The sequence below is a fragment of the Bradyrhizobium sp. AZCC 1588 genome (assembly GCF_036924735.1).
In the GTDB taxonomy this organism is placed as follows: Bacteria; Pseudomonadota; Alphaproteobacteria; order Rhizobiales; family Xanthobacteraceae; genus Bradyrhizobium.
The window spans coordinates 5,985,588-6,012,284 of the sequence record NZ_JAZHSC010000001.1 but is presented as its reverse complement, the minus strand read 5'-3'; the positions used below and the strand labels follow the sequence as shown (position 1 = coordinate 6,012,284).

General features: G+C 59.3%; 23 protein-coding genes and 2 pseudogenes. 15 read left to right on the top strand and 10 right to left on the bottom strand.

The genetic code is table 11. The features are described from left to right. Window positions 1-56 precede the first annotated feature (56 nt). Window positions 57-611 (bottom strand): SPW repeat domain-containing protein, encoded by a 555-nt coding sequence (locus V1277_RS27875; RefSeq protein WP_334419068.1) that lies wholly within the window; start codon window positions 609-611, stop codon window positions 57-59. 9 nt (window positions 612-620) lie between these two features. Beyond that, window positions 621-1,820 (bottom strand): ABC transporter substrate-binding protein, encoded by a 1,200-nt coding sequence (locus tag V1277_RS27870; protein WP_334420473.1) that lies wholly within the window; start codon window positions 1,818-1,820, stop codon window positions 621-623. Between the two features lie 401 nt (window positions 1,821-2,221). Here V1277_RS27870 and V1277_RS27865 point away from each other — a divergent pair, with 401 nt between their 5' ends. The 7 genes and pseudogenes from V1277_RS27865 to V1277_RS27835 all read left to right on the top strand — a co-directional run bounded on the left by V1277_RS27865 (window position 2,222) and on the right by V1277_RS27835 (window position 10,496). Then, window positions 2,222-2,779: a BA14K family protein gene (locus V1277_RS27865; RefSeq protein ID WP_334420472.1), complete on the top strand. Its 558-nt coding sequence runs from the start codon at window positions 2,222-2,224 to the stop codon at window positions 2,777-2,779. Window positions 2,780-3,131: 352 nt separating this feature from the next. After that, window positions 3,132-3,623: a PRC-barrel domain-containing protein gene (locus tag V1277_RS27860; RefSeq protein WP_334419067.1), complete on the top strand. Its 492-nt coding sequence runs from the start codon at window positions 3,132-3,134 to the stop codon at window positions 3,621-3,623. A 98-nt stretch (window positions 3,624-3,721) separates the two neighbouring features. Continuing rightward, complete coding sequence (locus tag V1277_RS27855) at window positions 3,722-4,366, top strand: hypothetical protein (protein WP_334419066.1); 645 nt, start codon at window positions 3,722-3,724, stop codon at window positions 4,364-4,366. 67 nt (window positions 4,367-4,433) lie between these two features. Next, window positions 4,434-4,679: pseudogene (locus V1277_RS27850) on the top strand (NYN domain-containing protein); the annotation flags it as partial. A 721-nt stretch (window positions 4,680-5,400) separates the two neighbouring features. Further along, window positions 5,401-5,616 carry a hypothetical protein gene (locus tag V1277_RS27845; RefSeq protein ID WP_334419065.1) on the top strand — a complete coding sequence of 72 codons (216 nt, stop codon included), beginning with the start codon at window positions 5,401-5,403 and terminating at the stop codon, window positions 5,614-5,616. Between the two features lie 758 nt (window positions 5,617-6,374). After that, window positions 6,375-7,418 (top strand): efflux RND transporter periplasmic adaptor subunit, encoded by a 1,044-nt coding sequence (locus V1277_RS27840; RefSeq protein WP_334419064.1) that lies wholly within the window; start codon window positions 6,375-6,377, stop codon window positions 7,416-7,418. 6 nt (window positions 7,419-7,424) lie between these two features. Then, on the top strand, window positions 7,425-10,496 hold the full coding sequence (locus V1277_RS27835; RefSeq protein WP_334419063.1) for an efflux RND transporter permease subunit: 3,072 nt from the start codon (window positions 7,425-7,427) through the stop codon (window positions 10,494-10,496). A 110-nt stretch (window positions 10,497-10,606) separates the two neighbouring features. Here V1277_RS27835 and V1277_RS27830 read toward each other — a convergent pair whose 3' ends face one another. The 3 genes and pseudogenes from V1277_RS27830 to V1277_RS27820 all read right to left on the bottom strand — a co-directional run bounded on the left by V1277_RS27830 (window position 10,607) and on the right by V1277_RS27820 (window position 11,606). Next, a complete protein-coding gene (locus V1277_RS27830) occupies window positions 10,607-10,732 on the bottom strand; it encodes a hypothetical protein (RefSeq protein ID WP_334419062.1) in 126 nt (41 codons plus the stop codon). Window positions 10,733-11,207: 475 nt separating this feature from the next. After that, window positions 11,208-11,453, bottom strand: a complete 246-nt coding sequence (locus V1277_RS27825; protein WP_334420552.1) for a hypothetical protein — start codon at window positions 11,451-11,453, stop codon at window positions 11,208-11,210. Then, a pseudogene (locus V1277_RS27820) lies at window positions 11,335-11,606 on the bottom strand (TFIIB-type zinc ribbon-containing protein). The gene V1277_RS27825 and the pseudogene V1277_RS27820 overlap by 119 nt, the downstream one beginning before the upstream one ends. Window positions 11,607-12,021: 415 nt before the next feature. Between V1277_RS27820 and V1277_RS27815 the strand changes: the two are divergent. After that, entirely contained in the window at window positions 12,022-12,474 is a 453-nt protein-coding gene (locus tag V1277_RS27815; RefSeq protein ID WP_334419061.1) for a PRC-barrel domain-containing protein, read from the top strand. Between the two features lie 464 nt (window positions 12,475-12,938). Continuing rightward, window positions 12,939-13,376, top strand: coding sequence for a PDZ domain-containing protein (locus V1277_RS27810; protein WP_334419060.1), 438 nt, complete (start codon window positions 12,939-12,941; stop codon window positions 13,374-13,376). A gap of 546 nt (window positions 13,377-13,922) precedes the next feature. On the opposite strand, the gene V1277_RS27805 is transcribed toward V1277_RS27810, so the two are convergent. From V1277_RS27805 to hflK, 3 genes are all read right to left on the bottom strand, one after another. Then, complete coding sequence (locus V1277_RS27805) at window positions 13,923-14,600, bottom strand: DUF502 domain-containing protein (RefSeq protein WP_334419059.1); 678 nt, start codon at window positions 14,598-14,600, stop codon at window positions 13,923-13,925. A 122-nt stretch (window positions 14,601-14,722) separates the two neighbouring features. Continuing rightward, complete coding sequence (gene hflC / locus V1277_RS27800; RefSeq protein WP_334419058.1) at window positions 14,723-15,607, bottom strand: protease modulator HflC; 885 nt, start codon at window positions 15,605-15,607, stop codon at window positions 14,723-14,725. Beyond that, complete coding sequence (gene hflK, locus V1277_RS27795) at window positions 15,604-16,722, bottom strand: FtsH protease activity modulator HflK (protein WP_334419057.1); 1,119 nt, start codon at window positions 16,720-16,722, stop codon at window positions 15,604-15,606. Before hflK ends, hflC begins: the two co-directional genes overlap by 4 nt. 924 nt (window positions 16,723-17,646) lie before the next feature. Between hflK and V1277_RS27790 the strand changes: the two genes are divergently transcribed. After that, window positions 17,647-18,243: a c-type cytochrome gene (locus V1277_RS27790; protein ID WP_334419056.1), complete on the top strand. Its 597-nt coding sequence runs from the start codon at window positions 17,647-17,649 to the stop codon at window positions 18,241-18,243. Window positions 18,244-18,747: 504 nt separating this feature from the next. Here V1277_RS27790 and V1277_RS27785 read toward each other — a convergent pair. Beyond that, window positions 18,748-19,119: a hypothetical protein gene (locus tag V1277_RS27785; protein WP_334419055.1), complete on the bottom strand. Its 372-nt coding sequence runs from the start codon at window positions 19,117-19,119 to the stop codon at window positions 18,748-18,750. 561 nt (window positions 19,120-19,680) lie between these two features. Between V1277_RS27785 and V1277_RS27780 the strand changes: the two genes are divergently transcribed. From V1277_RS27780 to V1277_RS27760, 5 genes are all read left to right on the top strand, one after another. Then, window positions 19,681-20,895 (top strand): amino acid ABC transporter substrate-binding protein, encoded by a 1,215-nt coding sequence (locus tag V1277_RS27780; protein WP_334419054.1) that lies wholly within the window; start codon window positions 19,681-19,683, stop codon window positions 20,893-20,895. A gap of 243 nt (window positions 20,896-21,138) precedes the next feature. Further along, window positions 21,139-22,041 (top strand): branched-chain amino acid ABC transporter permease, encoded by a 903-nt coding sequence (locus tag V1277_RS27775; RefSeq protein WP_334419053.1) that lies wholly within the window; start codon window positions 21,139-21,141, stop codon window positions 22,039-22,041. Continuing rightward, window positions 22,038-23,105, top strand: coding sequence for a branched-chain amino acid ABC transporter permease (locus V1277_RS27770; RefSeq protein ID WP_334419052.1), 1,068 nt, complete (start codon window positions 22,038-22,040; stop codon window positions 23,103-23,105). Before V1277_RS27775 ends, V1277_RS27770 begins: the two co-directional genes overlap by 4 nt. Beyond that, the gene (locus V1277_RS27765; protein WP_334419051.1) at window positions 23,102-23,845 is read left to right on the top strand and encodes an ABC transporter ATP-binding protein; all 744 of its coding nucleotides are present in this window, start codon (window positions 23,102-23,104) and stop codon (window positions 23,843-23,845) included. Before V1277_RS27770 ends, V1277_RS27765 begins: the two co-directional genes overlap by 4 nt. After that, a complete protein-coding gene (locus tag V1277_RS27760) occupies window positions 23,846-24,733 on the top strand; it encodes an ABC transporter ATP-binding protein (protein ID WP_334419050.1) in 888 nt (295 codons plus the stop codon). 761 nt (window positions 24,734-25,494) lie between these two features. Here V1277_RS27760 and V1277_RS27755 read toward each other — a convergent pair. After that, window positions 25,495-26,022: a superoxide dismutase family protein gene (locus tag V1277_RS27755; protein ID WP_334419049.1), complete on the bottom strand. Its 528-nt coding sequence runs from the start codon at window positions 26,020-26,022 to the stop codon at window positions 25,495-25,497. Window positions 26,023-26,697 lie beyond the last annotated feature (675 nt).

The window sequence follows — 26,697 nt, the reverse complement described above, 5'->3', positions numbered from 1 at the left end:
TTCTGGACAGCGCCCTTTCCTCGGAAATCCGGGAATGCCTCGTTGGCACGACGTGGTCAGCCAAGCTTGGAATCTCGGCTCAACATACGCGACCACAGCCCAAGCCTTGTCATCACCAGGAGAAGCGAAGCCGCTCCCGCGCAAAGGTGAGCGGCCATTGCTAAGCCACCGAAGTTGAGAATCCAGGGTGAAGCGAGCGCACCGACCGCAACGATCAGGATCAGCCACTCCTCCCAAACCTCGAAAGCATACAAAGCGGAGAATGAGAGGAGGACGATGAACGCGCCACTTACACCCGCACTTTGAGTTGGCAGGTTCGGCGTGGGTGCGCCAAATCCCAAGAGCCATGGCGACAAGAACAATCCGGCCCCGACGATCAGATTGGACGCATCGCAAACTTGGTCAACGAGATCATCCCTGCCTCTCGTGTCTCGCTTCGTCGCTTCCGCTTCCAGTGTGACCATTTCAAATAACTCCTTACCTGCACGTCGGCCCGCGATCCCGTTCGTCGCAGGGCGGTTCTCTTCAGTTCCTTTGCTGCTGCTGGTGCGGAGTTCCGCTACTTCCCCAGGAAGGCATGACCAGCGAACCTCCGCACAATCGATCGTCATGCGCGGTCCCTAGCCGCTGACTTCACCGCCGATCACGTCTCCGAACAGCTCCCAGCGCTCGCCTTCGAACCTCATGAGTTGCATCTTCTGAATGGGCGCAAAATCGTCAGGGGCCGTGGTGATAGTGATGCCCGGCAGCAACGTCCCGGATGAGAAATCCTTCAGGCTCGCGGCCTGCTTCATGATGTTCTCACGGGTGAGATTGTCGCCGCATTTTCGCAGCACCTCAGCCAGCGTTCTTGCCACGTTGTAGCCGTAGATCACCGAACCGTCGGCCCGGTTACCTTCGGGAAAGTCCTCCTCGAGGAAGTCATAAAAGGCTTTCATGCCCTTATCGTCCTTCCACTGAGGATCTATCGCGTCCTTCAGATAGGCAGCCGAGATAATACCCTGGCTGCGCTCGAAGCCCACCGGCTTTATCACGCTACCGATCGATGCGCTCACGTTGTTGAGAAAGTGAGTCGGCTTCCAACCAATCTCGAACGCCTTCTTGATTGCCTGAGCCGCGAACTTCGGAGTCGTGATGTTGAAGAAGACATCTGCCCCGCTCGAGCGAAGTCTTACGATGTGATTGTCGACGGTCGGCTCCGACGTCTCATAGCTCTCCTCTGCCACGATCATCGATGCAGCCTTCGCGCCAAGGCCGTCCTTCAATCCCTTTAGGTAGTCCTTACCGTAATCATCGTTCTGATAGAGCACTGCGATCTTGGCATCGGGCTTCTCGCGCAGAATGTACTTAGCGTAGATTCTTGCTTCGCTCTGGTAGTTTGGCTGCCAGCCCATAGTCCACGGAAAGTTCTTGGGATCGTCCCATTTCGTCGCACCTGTCGCCACGAAGAGCTGTGGCACCCTCTTGGAGTTCATGTATTCATGAATGGCGGAGTTCGGCGGCGTACCGAGCGAGTTGAAGATCAAGAGGACCTCGTCGCTCTCCACGAGCCTTCGCGCTTGCTCAACTGTTTTTGGTGGACTGTAAGCGTCGTCATAGGAGATGAAGTTGATCTTGCGGCCGTTGATGCCGCCTTCAGCATTCATCTTGTCAAAGTAGGCCTGCTCCGTCTTGCCGATAACGCCATAGGCCGACGCCGGCCCACTGTAGGGCATGATGTTGCCGATCTTGATCTCTGTATCGGTCGCACCGGGGTCGTACTTCTTCTGGGCTACTGCACCGGTACTCGTCGTTGATAGCAAGGCCGCTACCGCCGCCATCGCAATGGCTTTAATTAAGGATCTATGCATTGGCTTGTCTCCCTCGCGCCGTACCTGCCCTGCATCTGCTCTCTCTGAACAGGATTCAACGAATATGCGCCTGCTACAGCAGTCGTTTCAGTCAGGTCAATGCTGGCGCAGGTCGGGAAATTCCTGACGCTGGGCAAAGACTGATCACACGCCGTTGCGCCATCAATCGCGTTGCGATGCCTGCCCGCCGCTGGTGAGTGAGCACAACGCGAATCCGACAACTGGAGTGCGCGTACACTTTCGCACCGTCCCCATTCGCAACCTCTCTCGTGTCGGGGACCGGTAGGGTCTCAGGACCCAATGGGAGACTTACATGGGATTGAAGTGCACCTTGATCGCACTAGGCGTCGTCGTTCTTGCGTCTGCACCGTATGCGAGACCGGCGACTGCAGCTCCAGTCGCAACCAGCAAGCCGACCGCAAGTGCTTCACCCATCATCAACGTTGGATGGCGCGGTCATGGCTGGCACCACGGCTTGTATCATCACGGTCGGCGACATGGCCATCGCGGTCCGGCTATCGAAGGTTTCGCCGCCGGCGCTGCTATCGGCAGCGCGATTGCCAACAGCCGCGCTGGAGTACGACGCCCATTGTTCGCAGCGGTTCAAATCGTACGATCCCGGGTCCGGAACCCATCTCGGTTACGACGGGACGGCGTCATCCCTGTCCCTGATGAAGCGGGGTGCGCTAGATAGTGCAATGGCGGCGCTGTCCGTTTGCAACGGTCTGAATGGCGACGGTCACGTTGTAAAGAGTCCCCTCGTGGCAACGACCCGCCGCGTGCGGATTCGATCTCTAACTTCTCCTTTCATCCGGATTCGGATTTGGGCTGGGCTGCGGCGGCGGTTGCGTGGGGTCTTGCTGTCCGGGTTTCTCAGGCTTTTGACCTTGGTCCTTGCCCTGCATCGTTCAACTCCCCTTCGCAGTTGACCATAACTTGCTTGACGATAATTCTTGAGAGCGAGCCTGGATCCGCTCTGGCCACCTGTTCCGCGCTGCCTGCCTGAACTGCTCGGAGTCGCTCTAGCAAGACCCCGCGTCGCATCGATTGCAGGATATACATCGCGTAGTTTCGTTTCCAGCGCGATAACCGCCCGAAAACTGTACGGCGTTGTACCACGCAATCTAGCAACTCAACTATTTTGCGCGCATTTTTGGTGCATCGGCATGCCAGCGCCTCACCAACTGCAGCGTGACCGAAAGATGCGCGGGTGACTGCGCTGACAAAGCCGAAGGTTCGCTTCGACTGCATCAGTCGAGAAATAAGAGCTGAGGTACACCGATGACTATGAACAGAAACATCATTATTGCCGCGGCCGTCCTTGCTGCCGCTTCCTCAACAGCTTTTGCGCAGACCAACAGCACCCCAGAAGAGCCGCCGACAAATCAGACCCATGGAAACCTGGCAGATCAGGGGACAGTTGGGAAAAATCAGCTCAATCCTAACAACGACGCGAGTAGCGCAGTCGGCGCATTCACGGCGATACCAGCAAAAGACCGCTTGAGCTCGAGGGTTGTGGGACTCGAAGTGCGAAACAACGCGAACGAAGCCGTCGCCACCATCGAAGATATTGCGTTCAACGAGAGCGGAATCGACGGCTTTATCCTTTCGGTCGGCGGGTTCTTGGGCGTCGCCGACCGCTACGTCGCAGTACGTTCTTCCTCGATCGATCTAACCTACGATCGAGCCAACAATAAATGGCGCGCTACGATGGATGCGAGCGCCGAGCAGCTGAAGGCAGCGCCGGAATTCAAGTATCCAGGCAACACCTAACATGATCGTGAGCCACCGGCCACGGTCACACGTGTGCGCTGGGTGTCTCGGCATTCCGACAGCGGCGTTGTGCAAGGCCGACTCGCAAAGGTTCGCACGTGCTTCAGATCAGACCAACTGCTGATTGGATCGCACTCGTCCTCGGGATCGTGATGATTTTGGCCGGCGCGATCTACTGCGTTGCCGGCGCGTGGAACATGCCGCTCAACTATCTCCCCTCCGGCCTCGGATTGAGCGTCTCGGGTCTACTCATATGCAGACGGCGAGTTGAGGGCGCTTGGATATATTTGCTCACGTTCCTCCTCATCACAGTCGGAGCGTGGTGGCAAGTCGGCTCAAATGGGCCGGCCTTCATTCTTCGTATCGCCGTCCCTGCCACGATACTGATCCTTGTTCTCACGATTACTCCAAAGCTGATAGAGTATCGGCACGACTTCGAAATACCAGCGACCATTTCGGCGGGCCTGCTATTGTTAGTGGGGGTGGCGCTCATCGTGTTCGGCCCGTCAAGCCCGACCTCGGTCACTTCCCAGCAAACACCGCCGTCCGCGACGAGGATGGACGATCGTCCGCTTGGAACGATATCCTTTGGCCTGCCTACGACTGATCACGGCGCGCAGGCTAATTCTTCAACCGAGGGCGAACGCCGGATTCAAGGAACTGAAGTGACCGATCGAATTGCGCTCTTCATCGATGGCGCCAATCTGCAATATGCGGCAAAAAAATCTTGGCTTCGAGATTGATTAAAAAAGGCTTCTTCATGAGTTTTCAAGATCGGATACCCTCGTACGCGCGTACTTCTATACGACGTTCAGGGAAGGAAAATCCGCCGCCGTTCGGCCACTAACTGATTGGCTTGATTACAACGGCTTCACGGTCAGGATGAAATCCATCAAAGAGTGCCGCAATCATGCAGGCCGCAGGCGAACGACGCGCAATATCGGCATCGAGCTCGCGATCGATGCATTGGAGATTGGCCCTCGCGAGGACCACATATTCCTTTTTTCCGGCGATGGGGCCTTTCCGCGTGCTGCCTCGCCTCGCCTTGCGTGGTAACGCAACCCGCGCGGCCGACGCTGGTTGCCATGCCGCTGATTGCCCTTGTGTGAGAAATCCGGACAGCGGTTTGTCGGTCCGCTGGCGTACTGACGGTGCGTGACCATGCGTTCGGATTGCAATAACGTGAACAGGTGACGCCCGCTGGAGAAGCAACTTGAAATCGGGGAGCATCGAGTTCAGCGGGCACATAACGCCTGCCTTATTCGTAGCCAATCCGAGACTGGAGCGGCGCTGGAGGTGGCCAGCCAACTGGGCATCCCAACGCAATTTACCCTCGAGATCGCGGTCGATGGCTTGAGCTGCGGATGCAGGGTGATATGGCGAATGGACCACTTGATCGGCGTGGAATTGGCTGGGCCCCGGGGAATATGGTGCAAGCCCTGAGCTGGCGATCAAGCGTGGCTAACTTACGATGCGCGAATTCATGCTGGACCTGGACGACGAGATCGCTGCGGCTGCGTCATGTGAACAGAAGGCCGCAACATCGTGGAGCGGCGAAGGAAACGTATGGGCGGAGGCGTAGCCAATCTTTATTCAGTACAGCTGCTTGGGACCTTTGAGCAGTTGCTGTCGATATTGAGGCCGATCTGCAGCGCCCTCTGCCACAGCGCGACCGCGCGCGAGCAATTTTCTCGAGCTCGAGAAGCGCTCATGATCTGAGTCAATGTCGAACGCGCAATAATTCTGCTGACTGCAAGTTGTGTGGAGGAGCGTAACAGTGAACCCCGTTCGTGATCCTGTTTTCTGGCGCAAGCGCGCCGCACAGACCCGCGCCAAGATGGGCAGTCGCTATGATCGCGATTCGAGGGTGGACCTTCTCAGGATCGCTGAGGAGTATGATCGGATAGCGGAGAGCGCCGAACGCTGGCAAAAGATTGAAGAAGAAGCCAAGGAAGGTTTGCTCCCGGACGGGCGCGATCACGATAGCACGTAGGCCTGTTAGGGTCGCGCGAGATAACAGTATGGCAGTTTTCCAGCTTCATGGGCGCCTCCCGCGAAGTGCCGCAGCTTTGATCGTGTATCCTTGCGATACGGCCAGACTTTCTTCTGCAACAGATCGCGCGCTGACTATGCCGCGCAATGAGCACCTGGAACGAATGAAGCTGATGCGGGCACATATCAAACTGATCGACGCGGCGCGGTCTCGAAAGCGCGACCGGCCCCTTCCCGAAGTCGACCGTGAGAGCGGCGAGAACCGGTCGCGACCAGAGCGTTCCTGATTATTTTGTACCCATCCGTACCGGCGAACGCCGAATGGAATAACCGATCAACGCACGGGACCGCCGCTTTCCTCAACCATCCTTCTATCCTCTCCCAACGAGGCGAGAAATGTGATCGCTCCCGTGGATCGGCACGGCTACGGCGGCGTTTCCGTCCAGTAAGAAGTAGGACGGCTCATGTCCGCATCCCGCAGCGAGGCGCGACTGAAAATATCTTGTCGCCACGGCGTATTTACCGAGGGCTGTACGATCACGCAGGCCGGTTCATCGTCAGAGACCCCGTGTCCTGCAGCCTTCCGGTGCGCCGACATCATCTCGTGGAGGACGGGATCAGATCCGAGAGAATCCACTTCGATATCGTCTGGATCTTCAAGTCGGTCGTGCAGAGATGATTAAACGAATGTTGATTATGCTCGCGGCCGTGGGCATCGTTTTCAGCGCGGTGTTCGGCTTTCAGGCCTTCAAGCAGCGAATGATCGCGAAAGCCATTGCAGCATTGCAAAATCCGCCGCAGACGGTTTCAACCACCGTTGCCCGCTCCGAAGATTGGCGAAGCACCCTGAACGCCGTCGGCAGCATCCGCGCAATCAACGGCACCGATCTGAGCCCCCAGGCTTCCGGGACAGTGTCGGCTCTGCACTTTCGCTCCGGGACCGAGGTCAAGAAGGGTGACCTTCTCGTCGGACTTACCGCGGACGCTGACATTGCCCGCCTCAATGCATTGAAAGCGACGGCCTGGCTGGCACGGCTGACGTATGATCGTCACTCTTCGCTGAGTGCTAACGCGGTCACGCAGCAGACTTTGGATTCGGATTTGGCGACGTTGAAGAACGCCGAGGCCCAGGTTGCCGAACAGCAGGCCTTGGTCGACTACAAATCCGTCCGCGCGCCATTCTCGGGGCGCCTCGGCATTCGTCAGGTTGATCTCGGGCAGTATGTTGCGGCCGGCACGCCGATCGTGACGTTGCAGCAGCTCGATCCGATCTATGTAGACTTCCACCTTCCCCAGCAATCGCTTGCGAATATCAGCGTGGGCCAGACAGTCAATGTCACGACCGATACCTATCCGGACGCCTTCTTTGACGGAAAGATATCCTCGATCAACTCGGAGGTAGACACCGAAACACGCACCGTGCTGGTTCGAGCCACCGTCGGAAACGCCTCCGAGAGGCTGCTGCCCGGCATGTTTGTCAACGTCACCATCGAAACGGGAGCAACCAAGCGCTACGTCACCTTGCCCAGGACTGCGATCTCCTACAACTCGTACGGAGACATCGTCTATCTGGTTGAGAAGCACGAGCAGGGAAAGGCAGGCGAGGTTGACGGCGTTGCCAGGCAGACCTTCGTCAAGACCGGACCCAGCCGCGGCAATGAGGTCGCAGTCCTCGACGGCGTCGAAGGCGGCGATACGGTCGTCACCGCCGGACAGATGAAGCTTCGTAATGGCTCGCCGGTCAAGATCAACAACCAGGTGCAGCTACCTGACGAACGGAACCCGAAACTGACCGAGGAATAGCCGGTCATGAAATTCACCGACCTCTTCGTCCGCAAGCCGGTTCTTGCGATCGTCATCAACCTGATGATCCTCGCGCTGGGTCTGCGCGCGATGGGCGCACTGCCGATCCTGCAGTATCCAAGAACTGAGAACGCCGTCATCACGGTAACAACGACCTACTACGGCGCCGATCCCGACGTGGTGGCCGGCTTCATCACGACTCCCCTCGAGAACGCGATCGCGCAGGCGAACGGCATCGACTACATGAGTTCCAGGAGCACAACCGGCGTCAGTACCATCACGGTCACGCTCCGCCTGAACTACGACCCCAACAAGGCGCTCACGGAGATCAATACCAAGGTCAGCTCGGTGCTCAACCAGCTGCCGGAGCAATCGCAGCGGCCGGTTCTTACCGTCGAGATCGGGCAGACGATCGACGCCATGTATCTGGGCTTCGACAGCGAGGTACTGGAACGCAACCAGATCACCGACTACCTGACACGGGTTGTTCAGCCCAGGCTTCAGGCCGTGTCCGGCGTACAAACCGCCGAGATTCTTGGAGGCCAGAATTTCGCCCTGCGCGCGTGGCTCGATCCGGCAAAGCTTTCCGCTTACGGCCTGACACCGGCGGACGTCAGAAATGCGCTGGCGCAGAACAATTTTATCTCGGGTCTCGGCACTACCAAAGGCGAGATGGTGCAGGTGAGTCTTTCGGCGACCACCGGACTTCATTCGCGCGAAGAATTCGCCAATCTGGTGTTGAAGCATTCCGGCGGCGCCATCGTTCGCCTGAAAGACGTCGCTCATGTCGTTCTGGGTGCGGACAGTTACGACACCCGGGTTGCGTTCGACGGCAAACCGGCCGTCTACATCGGTATCAAGGTGGCGCCCAACGCCAATCTGCTGGAGGTCATTTCCGGCGTGCACAGGGTGTTTCCGGATATCGTCGCCCAGCTTCCCACCGGACTTCGCGGCCAGATCGTTTATGACTCAACCGACTTCGTCAACAGCGCGATTGATGACGTGCTCCACACGCTGGTCGAGGCGCTGATCATCGTCAACTGTGTCGTATTTCTCTTCCTCGGCTCGCTTCGCTCGGTGTTCATCGCCGCCGTCGCCATACCGCTCTCGCTGATCGGAACTTTCACGATGATGCTGGCGCTGGGCTACTCCATCAATCTGCTGACGCTGCTCGCGCTGGTTATGGCGATCGGCCTCGTGGTCGACGACGCAATCATCGTCGTCGAGAACGTGAACAGGCACCTGGAACGTGGAGAGCGGCCGATGCAGGCGGCAATTCTTGCCGCTCGCGAACTTGGCACGCCAATCATTGCCATGACGGTCGTGCTTATCTCGGTCTATGTTCCCATCGCCTTCCAGGGCGGCCTGACCGGCGCTCTGTTCACGGAGTTCGCTTTCACGCTTGCGGGCGCAGTGACGATTTCCGCCGTCGTCGCGCTGACGCTATCCCCCATGATGGGTTCGAGGCTGTTGCGGTCCCCGGAGGCTACTGCGCGGCGTGGATTCCGGTTCACCGAATTGATCGACCGAGTCTTCGATTCTATTCGTCGCCGATACCGACGGCTGCTTCATGGGAGCCTCAACTACTTGCCGGTTACGCTGACCTTTGCCGGGCTAGTATTGTCCAGCATCTATTTCCTTTACGCCGGCGCGAAGAGCGAGCTGGCGCCCCAGGAAGACCAGGGCGTGATCATCGCCTCCTCGACGCTGGCGCCGAACGCCACACTGGCGCAGAAGCTCCTGTATGCCGAACGGGTTTACGACATCTTCAAGGAGTTCCCGGAGACCGCACACGTCTTTCAAATCGATGCTCCCGGCAACACGATTGCCGGAATGGTGCTGAAGGCGTGGGACGAGCGGGAAAGGACCAGCAACGAGTTGCAACCGCTTGTGCAGGACAAGCTCAATGACGTAGCCGGTGCGCGGATCGCTGCCTTTCAGCTCCCTCCACTGCCGGGCAGCCAAGGGTTGCCCGTTCAGTTCGTCCTTACGACCACGGATTCATTCGATCGCTTGAACGAAATTTCCCGGGAATTCCTTCAGCGCGCACGGGAGAGTGGCCTGTTCATCTTCCTCGACACGACGCTCAAGATCGACAACCCGCAGGCGGTCGTCGAGATCGACCGGGACAAGGCCGCGCAACTCGGACTGAGGATGGCTGACATCGGCAGCTCGATGGCCACCATGCTGAGCGGCGGCTACATCAACTACTTCTCGCTCGATCGCCGCGCCTACAAGGTCATACCGCAGGTCAAGCAGAGTCTCCGGCAGGATCCCGGCCAGGTGCTCGACTACAATGTGGTCAACACGAATGGGATTCCCGTCCCCCTTTCGTCGGTCGCGCGTATTGTCACGAAAACGGTCCCGGAGTCTCTGGACCATTTCCAGCAGCTCAACAGTGCGACGATCCAGGGTGTCGCAATTCCAAACGTCGCGCAAGCCGATGCACTGCAGTACCTGACTAACCTCGCGAAGGAGACTTTGCCGCAGGGCTATCGTGCGGACTATAGCGGTCTCTCCCGGCAGTACATTCAGGAATCCAGCGGCTTTCTCCTGACCTTCTCGTTTGCCCTGCTGACCATCTACCTCTCGCTGGCGGCCCTGTTCGAGAGCTTCCGTGATCCTCTCACCATCCTCGTGTCGGTGCCGATGTCGATTGCTGGCGCACTGCTCTTCATCTTCATCGGGCTCGGCGGCGCCTCGATCAATATCTACACGCAGGTTGGTCTGGTCACGCTGATGGGGCTTGTCAGCAAGCATGCGATCCTGATCGTCAAGTTCGCCAACGACCTGCGGCTTGCGGGCAGGTCCAAGCGCGAGGCCATTGAGGAGGCCGCCTCAGTCCGCCTGCGTCCGATCCTCATGACGACTGCGGCGATGGTTCTCGGGGTTGTCCCGCTCATTCTTGCCAGCGGTGCCGGAGCAGTCTCGCGCTTCAACATCGGCCTTGTGATCGGCAGCGGCCTGCTGATTGGAACCGCGTTTACGCTATTCGCCGTTCCCGCAACCTACATGCTGCTTGCCGCAAGGCATGTTGAAGCACCCGAAGGACGGCGCACGGCCGAGTTGACCGGCTGATCAAAGGTGTCGGCGCGAGCCGCAGGCCCCCAGTTCGGGGGCAGAGCTGGGGCTGTCCGGAGCTTTACGGCGCCGGTCCGCCCTGCCCTCCTGATCCAACCATGGCGACACTAGGCCCAGCCAACGGCGGTTGTCATTCGCACTTCAAAATGCATGCCGCCGTTGGCGCGGAACGGTTGCCATTTGTTGGTGACTTCCCGTTCGAAAGCGGTTCGCGCTGCCTCGTCGACCTTCATGCAAGCTCCGCGACCAAGGCTACACCAACGTGCAGGTCGCGCCGGGCTCGTTCCTAGTGAGTGCAAAGACAAACAAGGCGATCCGGTAACGATGATCGTCGGGCCGAACTCGATGACAGCGTTCACGATGTCATCGAGCGATCCGTCGACCGTCGGCAGCTTCGATCAGGGCAACAAGTCCGGAAGCAAGTGACTCTCAGCGACGCACAAGCCAATCTTGAGCACAAGGAAGAGGGTGGAACTCCACACTCTTCAAGCAAACCGACTTCTGGCTTAGCGCCCTCGTTCGGCGCCGGTCGTGACGCAGCAAGCCACGATCGAGGTCGTGCTCACTCCACCGAGAATTTGTTACCGATGCGATCAATCGCGAGGTGCTCTCGGAATTCGCGCCGGCACCTTCCCTGTGATTCGTAGGAACGGTTCACCCGATGGCAGACGAGTTGATGCGCGAAATCGTGCGGCGAACGAAGGAACATCATTGACGGACATCTACGCCGCGATCCACGGCAACCTCCGGGCCCGCAATCGCGACCGATTCTCGGCCAAACCCACCTTGTGCCATTAGCGTGCCGCTTTCCGAAGCCAACTCGATGCTGTGAGAATCAGCCAAAGTCGAACATGTCGCCAAGCCACCCACCTCGCCGACGGCCCTGTCGATCATCGTCGTCTTCATCGCGATACCGACGATCGTCCTCGCTTCGCCCAGAAAGATCTCGCTCACGCTGAGGCGATACTTGCTCGCTTGCGTTTCGTTCTATGATCTTGTCTAACTCGCCGCGGTCGAGCCAAATGCCCCGACAGTTCGGGCAATAGTCAATTTCCGCCCCTGCCGATCACTCATCGTCAGGTCAGCATGACAGACTGGACACTTCATTCCTTGATGCCATGGTTGCTCTCCCGTTTTCGACACAACGAGGCGTTCAGTAATGCATTCCTGATCAAAGTGTCGCACAAGCACAATATGACGCGTTGTCATCACGGTGAGACCAGCAGGCTGTCGCTACTGCTCCGCAGCTTTGCGCTCGGGCGAAGCGATAGCGGCGCCGGATTGGATAGCTAGCAGTCGTCCAACGGCACCGGATATTGCGAATTGTCCTGTAGCGTACAGAAATGACATCCCTGTCAGACGACAGCGTCGATCGATCACATCGTTTCTGCGGTGTTCGCGATAATGCGTACGGCATGGAACGGACGGAATTGCAATGAACAATTGTTAATGGCGCAGGACGTGAACCCTGAACGAATCCAATTGTTCTCCTGGTATCATCCACATACAGGAGTAAGATCGCATGGCTTCAAGACATCTCATTCCGGTTCTTGTCGCAGCTCTGCTCACGAGCGGCGTGGCCGTCGCGCAAACATCCGGTCAAAGCACGACGACTACGACGACCACAACGGGCAAGATCGACGCCGCCAGTTCCTGGCGGACTTCGAAGCTGATGGGGCTCGACGTCTACAACAGCGCCAAGCAAAAAATCGGCGACATCAACGAAGTGCTTATCGACAAGACAGGAAAAATCAATTCGGTCGTCATTGGCGTGGGCGGCTTTCTCGGCATGGGCGAACATGACGTCGCCGTCCCGCTGGAGAAGCTCACGTTCTCTGAGTCGCCGGTCGACTCGTCGACGACCGGGTCGTCAACGAAAGATGACACGAAGGATTGGGTCCCTGATCACGCCACGATGAGCGTAACTAAGGACCAGCTGAAATCAATGCCGCAGTTCAAGTACACGGCAAGCTGACCGTCTCTTCGGAACGACACCAGCGGCAGCCTGCAGCCCCGGCCTCGCAATGCGAAGGCTCCTCCAGGAGAGGCCGGGGCATTTATTAAACATATTGAAGAACGCTGATGCATCCGTACGCTGTCAGATTGGGCTATGCTTTGGGGCAGTCCTCTCGGATCGCTGTTGCGCCGGACGGCGCGCGTCAGCAAGGTTACAGGGCGTGTTGATCAGTCCGATGTGCGAAACGCCTTGCGGGTTTTGCCAACGAGCCGATTGCTTGCGGGGCAGTATTCCTCCGCAAGCAATCCGAGATCATTCCGTATGGCAAGCAGCTTTTCGAACAGCTCGACGGCATCACGGCTCTTCGGACCATGGCATGCGCATCTGCGAGCCATAAGCTGCAGGCGAGGAATACGCCTTCGTCGCTGCCGACGCCATCGTCAACTTCACGCGTGGAGTATCGCATCACGAACCCATCGCGCATGAGATCGCATTTCACCGCTTCAATGGTGCCGAACACCAGCTCGATCAAATTGGATGTGATCCGTAAGGTCGGCTCCAAGACGCTGGACGTGACACTAGGGACAATGCCGAGCCAGAAGCAGGCCAGCATCAGCGAAGATCAGTCTACGCTGACGCATGGTGTCCCCCGTTTGGGCCTGTCGGTCGCGCCCGCAAGCGAGGTAGCCGGCTCAGGCAATAAGGGTATGGTTGTGACCGATGTCGATCCTGAAGGCCCGGCCGCGGATCATGGCTTGCGAACCGGCGATGTCATCCTGGACGTCGGCGGCGAGGCCGTAAACAGCGCAGGCGACATCCGCAACGCACTTTCCGACGCGAAGGCCGATGCTAAGCACCACGTGCTCATGAAGATAAAGACCTCGGGGGTCACCAAGTTCGTCGCGATCCCGATCAGCTGACACCACGAGCTGCCGCCTGCGCGCGTCTCGCGTATCCGGGCCCGCCAGGCGGCAAACCTCAAAGGGATGGGATTTTCAATCCCGCCTCCCGCCTTTAAGCACTCAAGTTCAACCCATCCTCACGGATGCTGATGACGCGACGATCGAGACCTCGCGCGACGCCCGGACGCCCCGTGTACATCTTCCTCCACATGTTCTGACGTGGTGGGGAGGCAGCTTCGCTCCGAGCGCGATGGCTTCAGCGGCTATGAGCTTGGTGACTGGCTTACGTTCGAACGTTTGTTCAACTATCCGCTCTATCCTGGACTGACGTACTGACAAGGTACAGCTTAAGCAAGCTGCGCATGCGACAACCTTGTCGCCAGCGATCGGGGACATCCGCTACTACGTTGCCGCTCGATGATTGCGTAGCGACTGCCAGCTGTTGGTTGGGCGCTGGAGCCTTCAGCGCAAGCGCTCCACTTTGCCGCATCCGCATCGTGTTGATCCGTAACCGAGCGCATCGGCACTGCCTGGCACCGAACCAAAATCCCGTCTGTCTTCCATTCATCGGGAGCGCGCGACTGTCGGGATAACCTCACGGCCGAGCACGCCGAAGGAAAAGTAGAGTTTTATCAGCGCGTCCGCGTCCATGCTGGGAACGCGTATCACTGCGGTTTCCGGTACCAAAACCAGGCCACCCCAGGCGGGAAGCGGCGAAGTTGGCAGATAGACCAACAACCGTCGGTCGCCGCCAACATCGAAAATCTCGTCAGCCGCGAGCAAGGCTGGAACGTCCGCTCCTTGATCTCCTCCGAGGCGGCACATCACAACCGGCAGGCCGGTCAAGTCTGCTTTGCTGCCGACAAAAAGACGAACGACTTGGGAAACGGGACGATAGACGGATCGAAATAAGGGCACCGCTGCCAGCACGTCATCTAGGGTCCGATCGAGCGCGCGCCGTGCCTCGATTCGCACGATAACACCAAGGAGCCAAAGGCTTGCAAGGGCGATGCAAGCACCGATGAGAAAGGCTATCAGCCCTTGTTTCTGCCCGACGATTGCCGCGCCGCCACTCGTCAGCAGATCGCCGATCCAAGTACCCGGACCGATAATCGCTCCAACGGTGCTAATGATCCAACCGATGATTAGCACGGTAAGCACAAAGGGCAGCAGAACAAACAAGCCAGTCAGCAGATTTCCAATGATACCTATCCGCCAAAACTTTCCTAAGATCGAGCGCATTTTGGAAACCTCACGCTAGGACCTGGACCAGGACGCTGTTAGTTTAGCAGTCGAACTGCGATAATCATCACGGCCTTATACGCGGGCTTCTCACGCAATGCGGGGCTGCTGACGTTTCCCGATCAGTTCGCAGCCTGGGTCGTGCCTGACGAGCTGTCAAAATACTGGAAGAACTCCGAGTTCGGCGTCAGCAGCATGCGCGTGTCGTCGGAAGCAAGTCCCCGCTTGTATGCCTGCATGCTGCGGTAAAACGCAAAAAAGTCTGGATCGCGACCGTAGGCCGAAGCGAAGATGGCGTTGCGTGCAGCATCCCCCTCACCGCGAATCTTCTCGGATCTGGAATTCGCCTCCGCGACGATAATGGTTGCCTTCCGCTCGGCACGCGCGCGAATTTCTTGGGCATGCTGGTCGCCGAGCGCACGGATGCCTGCTGCCTCGCGCTGCCGCTCGGTCTGCATACGCTTATAGACGGCCTGGCTGTTCTGTTCCGGCAGGTCAACCCGCCGGATGCGCAGGTCCACAACCGCGATGCCCATGTCCGCCGCCGCGCGATTGACCTGCTCGCGCATCCGGCCCATCAGCTGAGGACGCTCGTCGCGCACGGCGCTGATGAAGCTCGCCTCGCCGAGTACGCGGCGCAGCGATGAAACCATCAACGTCGACAGACGTGAATTCGCCCCTTCGATCGAACCGACGGCTTGATAGAATCTCAGGGGATCATGAATGCGGTAGCGCGCGAAGGCGTCGACGATCAGGCGCTTCTGATCGGACGCGATCACCTCCTGGACTGGTGCTTCGAGATCGAGAATCCGCTTTTCGATGTAAACGACGCGATCGATCAGCGGCCACTTCACCTTGAGCCCCGACTCCGTTACCACGCGCACCGGCTCACCGAACCGTATCACGAGCGCCTGTTGGGTTGGATGCACGCTGAACAACGCGCCGGCCAAAAGGACGATGCCGGCAACAGCCGCAACGGCGCTGGCACCAATAAACGCGACTCTCATGGCACATCTCCTTTCGCCTTACCCTTCTCTGCGTCGGACGGCCGCGGCTGGCGCTTGAGCTCGTTGAGCGGCAGATACGGAACCACGCCCGAGCCGCTCGCGTCGGCATCGACAATGATCTTGTCGGTGTCTTGGAACAGATGCTCCATCGTCTCGATATGCAACCGGCGCCGGGTGACCTCTGGAGCCTTTGCGTACTCGTCAAGCACCTTCGTGAAGCGCGCGGCTTGCCCCCTCGCCTCAACCACCATCTGCTCCCGATAGGCCTCGGCGGCCTGCACGATCTGTGCGGCCTTGCCGCGCGCCTCGGGAATGACACGGTTGGCGAAGGTCTGCGCCTGGTTTTCTGCCCGCTCTGCATCGGCGCGCGCGGCCTGGACATCGCGGAAGGCATCGATGACCTGCTGCGGCGGATCGACTCTCAGCAACTGGACTTGGGTCACCAGGATGCCAGCGCCGTAGTGGTCCAGAGTCGCCTGCATCAGCTCGTGCACCTCGGTCTCCGCAGTTTGCCGTCCTTCTGTCAGGATCGGTTGCAACATCGAGCGGCCAATCACCTCCCGCATCGCGCTTTCGGCCACCACTTTGACAGTGCCTTCCGGATTGCGAACGTTGAACAGGTAATCCGTCGTGCCACCCGGCTTCGGACTGACGCGCCAGAAGACGGAAAAATCCACGTCAACGATATTCTCGTCGCCGGTGAGCATCATCCCCTCCTCCGGAACATTCTGCTCCACGGCGACGCGGCGCTTGTCGCCTCCAAGCCGCATGCCCACATCGATCCGATTGATGCGCATAACCTTGGGCGTCAGCGCCTGCTCAATCGGATATGGCAAGTGATAGTTCAGTCCAGGCTGAACTTCGCGTTGAATCTTTCCGAACCGGAGGACGACGCCATGCTCGTCGGGTTGGACGCGAAAGAAACCGGAGAAACCCCACAGCATGACGGCCACGAGAGCCAACATGACAATGCCCCTTCCCCCGTAGCCGCCACCGGGAAACCAAGTGTTCAGCTTGTCCCGCGCGCGTCGGATCCGCTCCGCGAGATCCCGCTCACGCGGGTCCCATGACGGGGGCCGAGTGCCCCACGGCCCCCCGGGCGTGTTCGTGGGCATTTGCTTCCTCCAACATCGGATCTTCGGCGGCCAGCGGCACCGTCACCTAACTTCTGAACGCGGTGAGGAAGGTGAGCCTGCAAAGCTTGACGGTGCCATTTGACGCCACACGTGGGGCGCAGTGTTCTCGTGGCCACAGCCTTCGATGGAAGCAAACTGGCGTGCTATCTCACTGAGGCCGCTGTTCTTAGGTCCGAACGCGCGTGCATTGAAGCGGTTCTGCCTTCCTCGATCTCATGTACGATAAGTTGGTGCGCTGATGTACAAAGCGCCATTTCAGCGGCGTGCACCAGCAGCGACAGCGCGGATTCGAACCTGTCAGCTCGCAAGGCTGTTCGCCCGGCTCTGGGTTGACATCACCGGCGCCTGGCGCCAGGCGCTTTTGTTCTGCGCAATCCATCGAGCGGCCCCCGGTACGCTGGAGAGCTCGCAGCTGCTTCTCCGAACACCACTATCGAATCGATGGCAGGAAGTGTGCATCCAGCGATGGCGAGAGCATCCGCTCATCCCAGGTTGATCAGCGGATGCGCCATCGATGTCCGCACTGGGCACTGAAGCTGTTCACTATTCGAAAATGGTGATCCAGCGGCGGCGGGCAAGCCTCGACAATCACTAACGTGGTGCGATGGCATACCAACCCCCCATCCACACATCGAAGACGACTTCAATCTCGGGCATAGACCAATCGCGTTGTCCGGGACGCACGTTTCAGAAGTGACATTCACACTCTCATTGGGACCGTGGCCGAGGAAGATGGCCAATGCCAAAACCTTCGTACGCCGCCATACATTGACGCGAACTTCTGGGTGGTCCGCATGGTTGACGTTGTGCCCTTGGGTCATACGGACGGATGACGGTCTAGTGAACTGCCAGAGCCATCTGTGAGTTCGTGACCGGGGATAGGCACTTGCGTGGAGGTGCCCGATGAACAGCTTTGAACTTAACAAGATTCTCGGTGCGATCCTGGGTACTTGCACCATTCTGCTTGCGGTAAATATCGCCACAGACGCGATCTTTGCGCCCGAGAAGCCAGAAAAGCCCGGCTACGAGATTGCGGTCCAAGAACCGACGGCCAAAGCTAACGTCGAAGAGCCTGCTGAGCCGGAGCCAATCGAACAACGTCTGGCCAAAGCAAGTGTCGAACAAGGCAAGAGTGCAGCAAAGAAATGTGCTGCCTGCCACACATTCGACAAGGGCGGTCCGAACCGCGTCGGTCCCAATCTCTGGGGCATCGTCGGTCGGCCGCGCGCTTCGCAGGAGGGTTTCAACTACTCGACCGCGATGAAGGACAAGGGAGGAGCATGGACGTTTGATGAACTCGACAAATTTCTGGCCGATCCACGTGGCTATGTCCCCGGCACATCGATGACATTCGCCGGCATTTCGCGCGCGAGAGAGCGGGCGGACGTTATCGACTACCTGCGCACGCTGGCGGACAATCCAGTGGCCCGCCCCAAAACGGCAGAGTCTCCGCCAGAGACTCGGAGCAATGATAAAGACGTACCACCCAAACTGCATTGAATTCTGCAGAGGTTGGTTCGCTGTTTGCTGGTCACCTCCGAGGCGCCGATGAGCACATCCGATGCGATAGTGCGCATGCATCCCGACTATCCTGGCGGGTGAGATAAGATCAAAGACGTGAGAATTGCACTCGACAGGCATGCGCGATTTGCGCCTTGCCATGGAGGTCCTTCGGATGAAAGCGCGCCGCGCGCCAGTGGGACATTTGACACCGTCGTGGGTGTGTGGAGGCGATCAGTATCGCGGTGTGAAAATTCTTGCGCTGCGAGCTACTTCGCGGACGGTGCGCAGGCTTGGCGACGGCTGTTTCCAGCCGCAGCATCTTGAATAGCCACCTATCGCATCCTCGCCGAATCAACCGTCTTCTTTTTGTAATTCTTCTTATTTTAAATCCTTCTTTTGTAATGAAGTCGCGCTGCGCCGGAGAACACCCGATCGAATCGCCGATCCCAGGCAGCAAACGGCACTACCGTCGCACATGCGGCACGCCGACGGTGGCCAGCTTCACGATGTTTTCGTAAGCTTGAGGAGCTCCGACGCGCACGCCTCGGCAACTTCAGCATTCGGCTTTATGCCGCCAGGCATTGTTGCCCAGCCGTTCTTCTCGACATAGTCGCCACGTTCCCAGGAGCCTTCCTTCTGCAATGCGGCGATATGTGTCGTCTGTTCAGTTTGCGACGCGCTCTTGAATTGGGCGACGCATATCGGCGTCAGCGCAGAAATGACTGCCCTTTCCGCCTTGCGGTCCGCGGTTTGTTGGGCGGTCCCGGTTGTGACCACCCAGCCCGCGCTGAATGCGACGATCGCAATGAGAACCGCCCCCGCTGCTGCACCCCAGAGAGCTGGCTTGATCTGTTCGGGGATGTGCAAGCTCATCGTCACCTCCTATGTCATAGGAGGCCAACTGCAAAGTGCCATTCGCGATCCAGGGTGAGCACCGATTTGTACATTTCTGCACCAACTTTCCGAACACCGGCGCCGCTAAGCCCGTTTTACCAACGAACAGACCCGCATCGAGTAGAACACGTGCTGCGGCCGCTTCGGGTGCGGCGGCAGGCATGGATTTGGCGCATTGCCCGCTGAGCGCTGACTCCGCACAGGCAAGCCCGACCCGCCGATACGCTGCATCGGCCCGCCTAGACACCGAGGTGACCCAGTACGCAGCCGTACAATGCCGTGAACCTCGGGATTCCTGATCGCTTGATATGATACGTCCGGCTCGATGAGAGGCAGAGGAGTCAGGTGGTGGGCTCTCCGAAATTGGCGAAAAGCGTTGGTACGCGGAGCATGAAGAATATTTGCGGAGGACCCCGTATCGCCGTCGTGGAAACACGCCTGATGTTTCAATGCAAGGAACCTCGGCACGCTGCCCACGTTGGAGGGAAATAGTTCGCACAAGAGCAAAAGGAGGGGCAGACATCCAGGGAGGATTCAAGCATGCTGCATTATGCTACACTTGCCGGTGTGGTCGCCGCGAGTCTCGCGGTCACTCCTGCATACGCACAATCGCAGGATACGATCCTGCTCGGTGCCGCCGTGTCGCTGACCGGCAAGTACACCACGAACGGTGAACACACCCAGCGCGGCTACGATCTCGCCGTGAAGAAAATCAACGAGGCTGGCGGCGTCAAGGTTGGCGACAAGAGCTACAAGCTCCAAATCAAATATTATGACGACGAGTCGACTCCCGCGCGTGGCGCCGAGCTCGCCGAGCGCCTGATACAGCAGGACGGTGTCAAGTTCATGCTTGGTCCCTACTCCTCCGGAATGACCAAGGCGATCGCGCCGGTGACCGAAGAGCACAAGGTGCCCATGGTGGAAGCCAACGGCGCCTCGCGCTCGCTGTTCACCAATGGCTGGAAGTACATCTTCGCCACGCTTTCGACATCGGAGCAGTATCTCAACAGCGCCATCGCGCTGGTCGCAGAGAATGCGAAGCATCTCGGCAAGGAAGTGCGTGAGGTGAAGGTGGCGCTGGCCTTCGAAAACGACCCCTTCAGCCAGGATGTGCGCGCCGGCCTGCTCGAGGACATGAAGAAGTTCGGCATGAAGGTGGTTATCGACGACCAGCTGCCGCGCGAGCTCAACGACATGACCGCTACGTTGACCAAGGCAAAGGCGCTCAAGCCGGACATGCTGATCGTCTCCGGACACTCCAAGGGAGCGGCTACGGCGATCCGCCAAATCAGTGAATTGAAGGTCAAGGTGCCGGTGCTCGCCCTGACCCACTGCGACGCAGCCGACGTCATAGGCCAGTTCGGCGAGGCGGCGGAGTACACGCTCTGCGCCACCCAGTGGGCTCCAACCTTGGCGTACTCCGACGACCTGTTCGGCTCGGCGGCGGATTTCGCCAAACTGTTCGAGAAGACCTACGGCTACGGGCCGCCCTATCAGGCCGCGGAGTCGGCTGCTGCGGTCCAGGTCTATGCGGACGCATTCGAGCGCGCCGGATCGCTGGAATCGCAGGCGGTGCGTGACGCACTCGCCGCGACGGACATGAAGACGTTCTACGGGCCGATCAAGTTCGACGACACTGGCAAGAACGTCGCCAAGCCGATGGCGCTCTACCAGGTCCTCAACGGCGAGTACAAGGTCGTCGCGCCCTCCGAGTTCGCCGAGACCAAGGCGGTGATCCCTCGGCCCTCCATGTGACGGGCGCTAAAAGGTGAGGCCACCTTGGCGCCTGCCCGAGAGGTTCTACACTCGTCTGGGATATCTTCCCTCCTCTCCTGGACGCGAGCATGGTCCGCAGGAGGCAACGGCAAGGAGCGCACGGCCTCACGCTCACGCGCGGTCTCCAAGCGGGGTGACAGCCGGCCAAACCGTGCTCGCATGGCGCGCAACAGGAGGCAGACAGCATGAACGACAACCCCAACGGCGGCAGTCCCTAAAGTCATGATGGACAATATTACGATCCTTCTTGAGGCCCCGGTCATCACGCTGGATCTTGTGCTCAACGGGCTGCTGGTCGGCGCCCTCTTCGCGCTCGCTGCGTATGGCATGGCGCTCGTGTGGGGGGTGATGAACATCATCAACATCGCCCAAGGCGAGTTCGTCATGCTGGGTGGCTATGTGGCGATCGTCATGGGAGGCGCCGGCATCCATCCCCTCTTTGCCGTGCCGGTCGCCGCCGCGCTTATGTACGTCATCGGCTGGGCGCTCTTTCACATGGTGATCTTCCGGGTCGTCGACCGGGACATCTTCATCTCCATCCTCGCGACATTCGGCATCTCGATCGTACTCCAGCAACTCATGAACACCCTGTTCGGCGGTAATGTGCAGGTCGTCGACGCCGGTCTCGGTACGACGCTCCTGATGGGCGGCATGGTGACGCTCGCCCAGATCAAACTCCTCGCCTTCGCGCTTGCGGCGGTACTTGCGGTGGCGCTGGTCGTCTTCCTCAGGCGCTCGCGTCTCGGTCAGGCAATCCGGGCGACGGCACAGAACGCGCGCGCCGCGCGAGTCCTTGGCATCGACACCGACGGGGTCTATGCCGCGACCTACGGCCTCAATGCCGCTTTGTGCGGTGCCTGCGGCGCGCTGGTCGCCATGGCTTACACGATCCACCCCTATATTGGTCTGCCCTACACCATTCGTTCGTTCATGATCGTGGTGGTGGCGGGACTCGGCAATCTCGCTGGCGTCATCGCGGCGGGGCTCGGGCTCGGGGCGGCCGAGAACATCGCCGGCTTCGTGCTCGGTACGCAGTACCAGCTCGCCTTCGTGTTCCTGCTCCTGGTGGTGGTGCTGGTTTGGCGCAATTGGCGGCTGGCGAGAAGGAGGCAGTATCTGAAGTGAGCGTCGCGGCGTACAGACCCGTCGGCTATGTGGCTATCCTCGCCATAGGCATTGTCGCGCCCTTTCTGTTCCCTGCCTACCAGGCCCAGATGGCAGAGCTTTGGCTGTTCATTGTTTTCGCGCTGACTTGGGACCTGGTGGGCGGGCAGATGGGTTACAACTCCTTCGGCAATGTGGTGTTCCTCGGCGTTGGCATGTATGCCTGCGTGGTCGCCCAGGTTGGCCTGTTTTATCCCGTCTCCGCCTACAACGCTGCGCGGGGCGGCGGCGCGACCGTCTTCACCTTCGATATGATGCAATATCTCGAAGGGCTGGCCATCGGCCTGCCGGTGGGCGCTCTCCTTGCCACCCTAACTGCCCTCGCCCTGGGATCGATCGTGCTTGGGATGCGCGGGCACTACTTTGCCATCTGCACACTGGGTCTCGGCATCGCTGCCGGCGAAATCGCCAATGGCTGGGAGTGGATCGGCGCCGGTTCGGGCATGGTACCGCCCAATGCGCCTGACGCCGTGGGCGACCTCTCGCGCTTCTATTATTATTTCGCGCTGGCGCTTGCCGTCGTGACATTTCTCGTCCTGCGCTGGCTCTATATGACGCGCTTTGGGCTCGCCATCAACGCCATCCGCGACAATGAGGACAAGGCAGAGGCGATGGGGCTCAAGACCACGCAGATCAAGGTGACGGCGTGGATGATCTCGGCGTTCTTCCTCGGCATCGCCGGCGGACTCCTCGGCAATCTGAAGCGCTTCATCGACCCCATCGACACGGCTTTCGCCGGTCCAACATATGGGGTGTGGATGGTGCTCATGGCCATTCTCGGCGGCAAGGGTACGCTGTGGGGGCCGGTGATCGGTGCCGTCGTATTCCAGGTGCTCAAGGAGGCCAGCTGGACCTATCTCCTCGGCTGGCAGCGCGTCGTGCTTGGCCTGGTGATCGTTGTCATCGTGGTGTTCTTCCCGCAAGGCATCATGGGCTTCGTGCGCGAGCGCTTTCCGGACTGGTTCGGGCATCGCGTGGAAGGCGGCACGATCGCCGGCCCGGCGCGCAAGGAAACGTTGCGATGACTGCGATGCTCGAGGTCAAGAATGTCTCGAAGTCCTTCGGCGCCGTGCGGGCCAACGAGTCGATCAGCCTTGAGGTGCACGAGGGCCGCATCGTCGGCCTCATCGGGCCGAACGGATCGGGCAAGACGACGCTGTTCTCATCGATCGTCGGTGCCCATCCGGTCGACGAGGGCTCGATCCGCTTTCAGGGCCGCGAGATTTCCCGCCTGCGCGTCGCCGACATCGCCCGGCTCGGGCTCATCCGTACCTTCCAGCAGACGCGTATCTATGGCGGTATGACCTGCGTTGAGAACATGCTGATCTCCGCCTCCCAACGCGGCAGTAACCTCCTCGACCTGTTTCACATCAGAAGCGCCGCGCGGGGTCGCCAGGCGGAGGATCTCCTCGCATTCGTCGGGCTTCATGCCAAGCGCCATCTGAGGGCCGGCTCACTCTCGTTCGGCCAGCAGAAGCTCCTCGAATTTGCTATGGCGCTCATGAACGAGCCGAAGATGCTTATGCTGGACGAGCCAACCGCCGGCATCAACCCGACACTGATTGACGGCCTGATCGACCGGCTCAAGCAAGCCAACGCGGTGTTTGGCGTCACGCTGTTCGTCATCGAGCACAACATGCGCGTCATCATGAGCCTTGCCGAACACATTTACTGCCTGGCTCATGGCGAGCTGCTGGCCGAAGGGCGGCCAGAGGAGATCAGAAACGACCGGCGCGTCATCGACGCCTACCTGGGAGCGCACTGAATGGGATCGAGCAACAAGACCGAGCATAGGAAAGCGGCGGATATGGCCGGGTTCCCCGGCGACGGCGGCTCGGTCGGCCCGGCGATATCAGTCACCGACGTGGCACGCGAGGCAGAGCAGTTCGCTGCCGACGCGCCGCCCGTAGAGACGCTCGACGCGCTCGCCGGTGACACCCCCCTTCTGACTATCGACCGCTTGCGCGCCGGCTACGGGCCGATGGAGATTCTGCACGACTTTTCGCTGCGCGTGGGGCGCGCCCAGTCTCTGTGCCTTATCGGGCCAAACGGTGCCGGCAAGTCGACCGTGCTCCACACCGTCTTTGGCTTCACCAGCATCTATGCTGGAGCTGTGCGCCTTGCCGGGCATGACGTGACCCGGCTCAAGCCCAGCGACAAGCTCAGACGAGCCGGCATTGCCTATGTACTGCAGGACAACTCCGTCTTCGCCGACATGACAGTGGAAGAGAATCTATGGATGGGCGGCTATCTCATGAACACGCCCAGGGAGGCCAAGTCCGCCACCGAACGCATATTCGCCAAGTATCCCCGACTGGCCGAGCGGCGCCATATGCCTGCTCGTGTTCTATCTGGCGGCGAGCGTAGGCTGCTCGAGATCTCGCGGGCCCTAGTCATGGATCCGGAGTTGCTCCTGATCGACGAACCGTCTATCGGGCTTGAGCCGCGCTTTATCGAGATGGTCTTCGAGATTCTGGACGAGCTCCAGCACCGCGACGGCAAGACCATCCTGATGGTCGAGCAGAACGCCAAGAAAGGGCTGGAGTTCGCCGATATCGGCTATGTCCTCGTATCCGGGCAGCTCGCCCGTGCCGGCAAGGGCGCGGAGCTCGTTGCCGATCCCGATGTCGGGCGCCTGTTCCTGGGCGGATGATATGCGCTTTCACATCGGTCTTCGTTTCGTGATGCGCCAACTCGCGCAATCATAACCCGTTCGCCTCCCCTGATAGCGGCGGCCTCGCTTCGGCAGACGGCTGGATCGATGATGGCCGCAGCATCCTCATCAGCCAAACCAGTCAGCCGCGCACCTTGAGCAGTTTGGCGACGAGCCAGCAATACCAGAACATGTCTTTTCTTACGCTGTAGAAGTAGTCGGCGAGGACGATTTTTTAAAGTAGGTTCAGCCCACCGATGGCCGGGTGTTATGGGGCCTCTCGCTAAGTACGCAGCTGCGCGAGTTCATGTTCCGCATTCAGTGGCAGCGCGTTGGAGGCTTCTAAACTGCCCCGACCGGCTGATCGCTATTATCATCGGTGGGGCGACCCGGTGTACGGCATCTTTCGCAATGACACTCAACGATTCCAGAAGAATAGTCCAGCGCTACCTTTATGCAGCCATGAGATCCAACTCCTGCCATCAGCGTAATGAACGCGCGCAGCATTCCGCACGTCAGAGTCGCGAGCCGCTATGCGGTCGCCGGAGTCTGCCGACGTAGTAGAGGTTGGGCATTGCACTCGCGGCTTGGTCCTGCCCCGACGGAATGGCACTACGAAGGCTCCCCCCGAGGCTCCATCTCCGGACATGCCAGCCGCCCAGCCGCCTGATAGCTCGACTTGAACGGTCGCGAGTGTAGCTGTAACCGTCTGCGAACGTAGAATGCACGCCCCTACCGGCGCAGCAACCCGCTGTACTCGCCTATCGCTGAACGACGGCGCATGCGATCCGATTGCCCGCCTGGCCCGATGGGTGACTGCCATAGTCATCACCCTTCGCGTGAATGACGAGTGCTGACCCGTCATCATCGACCAGCGACGCTTCGCCGCTATCAAGGGTCACATAAGGATTGATAACATCGACCTTGAGGCGTCCGTCCCACTCAACATATTGGTTTGGCATATCCCCCGCGTGGGGACCATCTGCACTTCGAAACCCGTGTTTCTTGCCACGCGGCGCGAAATGATCGCCCGCAGACTTGAACTGAGTAGACGGATCGCATCGTCCCACTTCATGGATGTGAAACGCATGCTCACCCGGCGGCAAGCCACCCACGTCAGCCCGAACCAGGACGCCATTAGGCGTTTGCATCAGCGTCGCTGTCCCAATCTTGTCCCCTTTCCAGCCGACAAACGTTGCATTTGCCGTAGTTCCGGCGCTTACATTTTGGACCATCGCGAGCACCGCGCAGGCTGCGATTATACTCGTATCGGCTGGCCAATATGTCATGACTCATCCTTTCGAGTTAAGATTACCTGCACGTTTCTGACACGACTTGCAGCCTCCGGAGTTCGACCACTGCGGAGGCACTCACACTCTTACTCCGCGATCGTAGAAGCAAGATCGATCGCTCCCGTTCTGCACGCAACACCCAATCGATTGCCGCCGGGAGATGCGTGGCTAAACTCAACGGTTATCACACCGTTCCGCCGCGTATGACGGGATTTTGTGCGCTACCGAACGGAGGTTTGCTGGGACGACAATAGTGTTGAAGATCGGGATCACTTTTTCCTCCATCCCCTCGCTCCGCACTCCACAGAGTTGCGACGTACTCACACGCATGCGGCGCGCTCCAGTTCAATGTGATAGCGAAGACAGCTGCCAATGGGTCAAGCGCTTCCGCGCATGCCGCGTCACTTGATCGTTGGGACCCTCACTTGAGCTTTGCGATCGGCGACTAGTGCAGCGGCTTATACGACCAAGCAGTCAGCGCGAACCGCTGACTCGGTACTCCCAGTAAGATCGCAAGCCTGCCGTTGTGCTGTAGGTGAGCCATTCAGCTCTGACTTGAGGCAGTTTCAGTGGCATCAGTGGTTCGCAGCCAATGGCCTCGAAGCGCCTACCCGTCATGGCATGCGCATCGTGAACTTCGCCAACTGTTGAGCGAGCGCTATCTTTTGCTTG